The organism is Rhodospirillaceae bacterium (assembly GCA_018660465.1).
Classification (GTDB): Bacteria; Pseudomonadota; Alphaproteobacteria; order Rhodospirillales; family JABJKH01; genus JABJKH01.
This window is the reverse complement of sequence record JABJKH010000006.1, coordinates 1-6,838: the sequence shown is the minus strand read 5'-3', so window position 1 is coordinate 6,838 and position 6,838 is coordinate 1. Positions and strand designations below refer to the sequence as shown.

The following is a 6,838-nucleotide window of genomic DNA, read 5'->3' as shown; positions in this document are numbered from 1 at the left end:
TCATCCAATCGTTCGGGGAACAATGTGCTCTGGCTGCGGTCCTCGCCTTCAACAAAACGCTTCATGAAACTCTCCCACCAAAACTATGGGAGAATTATATCATGCTTCACGTTTTGACACAGCCTGGACCCTAAGCAGCCATTTAAATTTTCTAAAACGTGAGGATGTCGTCCCTATTAATATATTTTGGGACTGGTCTGGAGCCGCTTCACTGATCAGAAATTGTTGCTGGAATAAGGTCTTTTTGATGGGCGAAGATGGCGGGGCCGCCACCTGTATGAAGGAAGAGGAGTCCTGGATTATCGTCTGCGCTTCTCGCCCGTTCTATGAATCCGGCCATAGACTTTCCTGTATAGGAGTGATCAAGCACGAGGCCTTCTGTCTGAGCACCCAGTAGGATTGCACGGCTACATTCTTCACCTGCTATACCATACCCAGGGGCGAGAAATGCATCATTTAAAACGATATCTTCGTCGCTCACTTTGGATGTTATGGATAAGAGTTCTGCTATTTCGGAACAATGACCTTCAATTCGGGAGCGCTGTATGGTCGCGTCCCGGCGCACACAAATCCCCGTTACTTTGATCGCTGAATCGAGCGCCCGCAGACCGAATAGAAGTCCCGCATGAGTATTGCCGCTTCCCGACGCAACAACGATTTCATTGATTTCCAGACCCTGCTCATTAATTTGTTCAAGAATTTCTTGAGCGGCAATGATGTAGCCAAGTGCTCCCAATGGCACATGACCTGGGGCTAGCAGAATTATATAGGGCCGTCGGCCCGTATCGGATAATTTCTTGGCGATTACACCCAGTTTGCGGTCGGCGCCGACTTCGTCTTCCCCTTCGGGATAGGAATACATCGTTGCGCCAAACAACTGGTTGAGCAGGACATTGCCAGAGGTTCGGTAATCGGGGTCATTTGTGGCCACCCGTTCTTCTAGCTGGACATGGCAGTCCATGCCGAGTTTGCGGGCACCAGCAGCAGCGAGTCGGACAAAATTCGACTGAACAGCACCCGTTATCAAGACGGTGTCAGCATTTTGAGCGAGCGCCTCACCCAGATAAAATTCTAGATGACGGACTTTGTTGCCGCCAAAAGCCAGCTCGGTGCAATCGTCTCGTTTGACGTATAAATTTGTACGTCCGCCACAGGACTTACCAAGATTGGGCATAGGCTCCAGAGGTGTTCGTCCCGAAAATAGCGCCACCCTAGGAATGTCTGATAGGCGGCCCAGGGCAGAGGAAAAGTCAGCGTTAGAATTAATCATAATCTTCTTTCAATATTAAAGACTAAAAAAGAAATGCGGTGGTGGAGACAAAAGTAACGATCAGCGCTAGCCAGAATGAACGATCTTGGCTGCATCGAATTTGGTTAGGTTAGGCTTTCAATCTCTACGTCCTTACCGGGGATCGGGCTCATGGCAAATGTGCCAGCATTTAACATTGCCTCAGGTCCTCCGTGGTGCGCCATTTGCCGACGTTGATCTTCTTTTGCCTGTTGATCGGCCTCTTCTGGATTCACTAACGTACGCAATTTTGCGATAAGCTTGGCGGCGATTTCAGGTATTTGATCGCCACGCATCAGATCGTTGGTTTCTTCCGGGTCCTGTCTCAGATCGAACAACTGGGGAACCTCACCGACATGGCAGACCAGCTTATGATCACCATCCCGAAGTGCAAAACTTGCGACCCGGCTTGCTTGTGCATGAAATTCCGCAAATCCAAGTCTTTCCGTATCGTGGCCTTGTATCGCTGGCCACAGCGAAATACCGGGAAGTGACCCGTCCTCTTCCGTCAGCTCAGCGCCAACGCTTTGCACAATCGTCTGAAATAGATCGACGTGGGACACGATTTGCTTGCTGGATGCACCTGCTGGTATATCTGGTCCTGCGGCAATCAACGGAACGCCTATAGAATGCTCGTACATGACTGCTTTCCCGAACAACCCGTGATTCCCCGCAGCCTCGCCGTGATCACTCGTATAGAGCACGCGTGTCGAGGGCAGCAACCCTAGCTGATCAGCAGTCTGCATCACCTCACCAATTTGCTCATCAAGATGGGTCACAAGTCCGCAATATCCAGCAATGTTGCGGCGGATGAATTCCTCGTTTGGGGCGTCTTCGAATCCATTGATGTCGCGAATATGCGCGACCGCTGGATGGTCGGGTCGGGTGTCCGCCGTGCACTGGACAGGTAGCTTCATTTCATCCGGAGGGTAAAGATCATAGAAACGTTTAGGCACGGCGAATGGCGGGTGAGGGCTAGCGTAAGAAACAAGCAGAACCCAGGGCTTGCCGTGCTTCTTGGCGTTCTCGTTAAGCCATTTAATGGCATGCCCAGTTATATTCCGGTCATAGGACTGATAATCTGCTTCTCCGACCCCAGCTTTGGAATAGACTTCAAAATGACTCGTGCGCGGCGGAACACCCTCGCCCGTGGCTCGGAGGAGATGAATAAGCGCCCCCTGACCGTTCACAATATGCATGGGCTCAATCTCTTCGGTAAAGCCGTTGTCATCGTCTCCTGAGCGAAAGTGGAGCTTCCCAATCGCCGTGACCGCATGCCCTTGAGTCCGTAGGCGGTGGTGCCAGCTCGGTGTATCGCCGTCATAGGTAAGTGCATTATCCCAATACCCCGTCTGGTGTGGATAGCGGCCCGTGGCCAGGGAAGATCGTGAGGGGCAGCACAGTGGACTGGCGCAATAGGCATTGTCGAACCGCACCCCACGCGCTGCAATTTTATCCAGATTGGGGGTCTGAACGATAGGGTGTCCATACGCACCCATCATTCGGCGTGTATGGTTATCCGACAGAAAGAAAATTAAATTAGCTGGTTCCACAATTTGCCCCCTACGCATCAGTTCTTTATGAGCCATTATCACTCATAAGAATAACGATAAGTTCTCGCCTATGATTCCCACTATCATTGATTTTACTTCATAATAAAATTAGAATTATATTATAACTTGATAGAAATTTATGATGAAATGAACATTAAAAGCCTTCGCCTTTTTATTTATGTGATCGAAGAGGGAACTCTTGGAAAAGCGGCGGAACGGCTCAATCTTAGTCAGCCAGCAGCAAGCCGACTTCTACGTTTATTAGAAGAAGAGCTTGGTATTTCTTTATTCTTGAGAGTGAAAAAACGTCTTGTTCCGACACAAGAGGGCAACTCATTCTACCCCGAAGCTATTCGAATTGTTGCATCCATTGACTCCGTTCCATCCTTCATAAAACAAATTAGGAAGGATAATTATGGTCCCCTACGAATTGTTTCCCTGCCACGGCTAGAAAGCAGCCTAATTCTGCCGGCCATAACGCAACTGCTGCAAACGTGGCCCAATATTAGATTTAATCTAGAAAGTTATTTTAGAAGGGATATAGAACGAAGGTTCACCGATGATTTTTATGATGTGGGGGTAGGAACGCTGCCTGTTCCAATGCAAAACGTTGAGACGGAATACCTCTGCAGTAGCAAATTTTTTGTGGTGCTACCAAAAAATCATCCGTTAGCGGATAAAGCCACGCTTACAGCGAAAGATTTAACAGACCTGCCTTATATAGCCCTTAATCGACACACATTACTTCGTAGGATCATTGATGATAACGTTGACAGCTCCGGGATCAATCTAGCCCCCTATCACGAGGTCTCAACAATGACCGCCGCTTATGATATGGTGAGAGCGAACCTTGGTTTCACGATTGTTGCTCAGCTAGCAAACGAGAATAAAAATATTGATTCAATCCGCCTCGTGCCATGGGATTCAGCGGCATCTATTGATTACGGAATTTTCAGACGAATTACTGATCAGCCCCATTATGCGGTCGAAGATTTTATCACCTGTCTTAGAACGGCCAATCGTAGAATCTCCGCTGACTGAGAATCTAAACGAGAGGCTTCATCATCACTAGTGATTAATGCACTCTTGCAAATCGCAATCAATTTCTCCACTGCGAAGCGGCTCCCTCCTAACGCCATTAAGAAGCGGTAGAACCCGTGAATAGGTTTAAATAACGCCATACATTAGATTTCTCAAATTGGCTGCTTCTGGCTATTTGCGGACTCCAATTGGTCTGTGCCTCAAGTTTGAGATTTAAGTTTAGCCCATATTCGACCGTCAATAGCTGCTAGCCCCATACCAATGAGTGCCATGCCAACGAGATGCTTTGGCAAGAGAACTTCATTCAGAAATCCAATTCCTAATAGGATTGCACTGACCGGAAGAAGGAATGTCACTAAAAGCAAATTAGTGGCCCCAGCGGTTTCTAAAATTCGAAAGTAAATTATATAAGCTAAAGATGTGGATAGTAGAGCGAGGCCGACCAAGGCACCCAAAGAAGCCACGCTCGGCATGGGTAAACTCCAGGGTTGGTCAACCAGCAACACCACAGGAATAAGCATCACGCTAGAAGCTATCATCATGCCAGTTGCGGTAGCCATAGGGGACACGTCCATAACTTTAAATCTGCGGCAATAAACACCTGAGAAGGCATAGAATATGGCCGCAGCAAGAATTGCCATCAGTGCAAGAAGGTTGGTGTTTAGCCCTTGACGGCTCTTGGCTATAAGGTTATCTTCGACGCTTCGCCGATCAACGTCCTCTTAACGGGGGATAGCGGATATCATTTAAGGCTAGTGTTTTCGTCTGCAATTGCCCCTGAGCGGACATGTTCCACCTCCATTAACGGCGCCTGACGAACAAAAAGTCACCACCCTCGTGTCCAGCTTGGCGAACGTCAGTGTACTGTGGCGTTTGGTTGGCTTCAATCATGACTGGGCGGCGGATTTGGTTAAAGAGTTGGGTGCCGTCCATAATCGCATCATTGCTCTGGAGAGCCGAAATGAACGCCTTTGCGAAGGGCGAATGCTTGCCAATGCCGTCGGAGACAGGTTCTAGTCCACCTGATACCAGGGCAACGCGGGTAATCTTTTCGGCCATGCGGTTCCAATAATTACCGGTCCTCACACCGACTCTGACGCCGCGCGTCAAGGTGCCTGAGAAGCAACTGTCGGCGACCACCATCACATGCTTGGCCTGAATTGTCTTTAGGGTATCGGTCAGGGTTGCGTTGGATACCCAATTGGTCCGCCGACTGGGCTTGGCGTCGGTTGCCAGCCAGTAGCCGCGGTTTGCGCTCTCATCAAGCCAACCGTGCCCAGCGTAATAGATCAAGAGATTATCCTCTGCCACCAGTTTCTCGGTAAGACGGTCGAGGCTCTCGATAATGTTGGCCCGTGTTGCATTCAACAACAAGGTTACCAGATAGCCGTAATCGTTCTGCAGCACGGCGGCAATTGTACTAGCGTCATTAACTGCAGTGCGCAGTTTGGGAAGGTGGCGGTAATCGTTGTTACCGATAACCAGGGCGTGATAGCGACCAAATGTTGCAGCGGTTAGTGTCGCTCCGCTCTCTGGCGGTGCAATTTTCTGTTGCGCGGCAGGCCGTGGTGCGGGTGTGTTGCCGAACGTTTGGCTCAGAATTGCCCGCTGCTGGGCTTGGAACGTCACATCGTCGATTAATCCTTTGTCGTGTAGGCCCTTGAGGGCGGCCAGTTGAGATTCTACGCCCTTAACTGGCGTAGATGTGCCAGTGGGTAGCGAGGTCGTGGGTAGCGAGGTCGTGGGCAGCGAGGCGGTGGAAGGTGGCGCAGTGGGGACCTTGGTCGCAATCGTTAAAGTTCCATTCGAGCCCGGCAAGAGAGCTGTATTCGCTGGTGTTAGGTTGTGCTGCCCATATCCGTCCGCACCACCTGCGGTCAACAAACCGATAGCAGAAAATTCGAAAGGTCCCCCCATGGTACCCTTGGCGAAGTCCACGAAATCGATGACATGTGTGTAGCTCCAAAATATGTTCCCGATCGCCAACCAGTTGCAGTAGAAGGACTCCTTCCCAGCAAGGACCGGGTTGTTTTGCGCATTGAGTCTAATAACCGCATCTAAGTCACCACAGTTAGCAGAGGCACCAAGAAATGACCCAGTGATGCCAATCTTTAGGGTGATTTCCGTATTGTCTTTGTTTATTCGGATATCTTTGTAGGCCAATTCAGCTAGGTTGGCATTGGCAGGTAATATCCCAGCCAGGACAAATAAACTAAACCCTTCACTGGTACAATTTCGATTGGTTATTTCAGATTCGCACGGCTTAACCACGGATCTCTCGTTATGTTTTAGGAGGCCGTAAATTGCACTCATGATCTCGGCGTTGCTGAACTTTTCTGCCGCCTGTACGCAACCTTCCCGCGTACATACTTGAAGAGGATTCGCTTTTATTGATAATGCGGGTTCATTATCGTCTTCTGGTTCATCATCTTCCTCAAATTGTGCAACCTCGACGGGCACCCACAGGGCACCATTGCCCGCTGCACCCAAACATGGGAAGGCAAGAATGATAATCGCTACAATCATAGCCGTCAGTCGTGGAACGCTATAGCTGGGCATGGTTTCCATTCCCTAACAATGCTACCGCTCACCGAAAACGTAAGTACCAATAAACAATCCAGGCGATCCTTGAATCATATCCTATTGGGCGCAAGCTCCACCACCAAAGAATTGAAATTTTCTAGTCAATCCCACGACCGTTAGAATTTGAATTTGGTCCGCGCCCGAATGCGCATTAGACCAAATTTGTTGTCACTCGGAGGCCCCTTTCCTATCTTTTTTAAGTTTCCCAACAAGTATCGAAAACGTCCGCTGTTGATGCCGTGGACGGCTCCCACCCAACGGCATCAAGATGTGCCAAAATGGTGGTTTAAGAACCACCGGGAAATAGGAGCCGTCCATGAACGAAGTTATCACAATTGGTGTTGATCTTGCGAAGAACGTTTTTCAAATCCAC

At 49.4% G+C, this 6,838-nt stretch carries 5 protein-coding genes; 1 reads left to right on the top strand and 4 read right to left on the bottom strand.

What is annotated here, in order from left to right:
* Positions 1-208: 208 nt before the first annotated feature.
* Both HOM51_00940 and HOM51_00935 read right to left on the bottom strand, forming a co-directional pair.
* Positions 209-1,174 (bottom strand): D-cysteine desulfhydrase family protein, encoded by a 966-nt coding sequence (locus tag HOM51_00940; GenBank protein ID MBT5033058.1) that lies wholly within the window; start codon positions 1,172-1,174, stop codon positions 209-211.
* Between the two features lie 200 nt (positions 1,175-1,374).
* Positions 1,375-2,841, bottom strand: a complete 1,467-nt coding sequence (locus HOM51_00935; GenBank protein MBT5033057.1) for a sulfatase-like hydrolase/transferase — start codon at positions 2,839-2,841, stop codon at positions 1,375-1,377.
* 147 nt (positions 2,842-2,988) lie between these two features.
* Between HOM51_00935 and HOM51_00930 the strand changes: the two genes are divergently transcribed.
* Positions 2,989-3,882 (top strand): LysR family transcriptional regulator, encoded by an 894-nt coding sequence (locus HOM51_00930; protein ID MBT5033056.1) that lies wholly within the window; start codon positions 2,989-2,991, stop codon positions 3,880-3,882.
* 200 nt (positions 3,883-4,082) lie between these two features.
* Here the strand turns inward: HOM51_00930 and HOM51_00925 are convergent, their stop codons facing one another.
* Both HOM51_00925 and HOM51_00920 read right to left on the bottom strand, forming a co-directional pair.
* Positions 4,083-4,523: a DMT family transporter gene (locus HOM51_00925; protein MBT5033055.1), complete on the bottom strand. Its 441-nt coding sequence runs from the start codon at positions 4,521-4,523 to the stop codon at positions 4,083-4,085.
* A 160-nt stretch (positions 4,524-4,683) separates the two neighbouring features.
* A complete protein-coding gene (locus tag HOM51_00920; protein ID MBT5033054.1) occupies positions 4,684-6,441 on the bottom strand; it encodes a caspase family protein in 1,758 nt (585 codons plus the stop codon).
* Between the last annotated feature and the right edge of the window lie 397 nt (positions 6,442-6,838).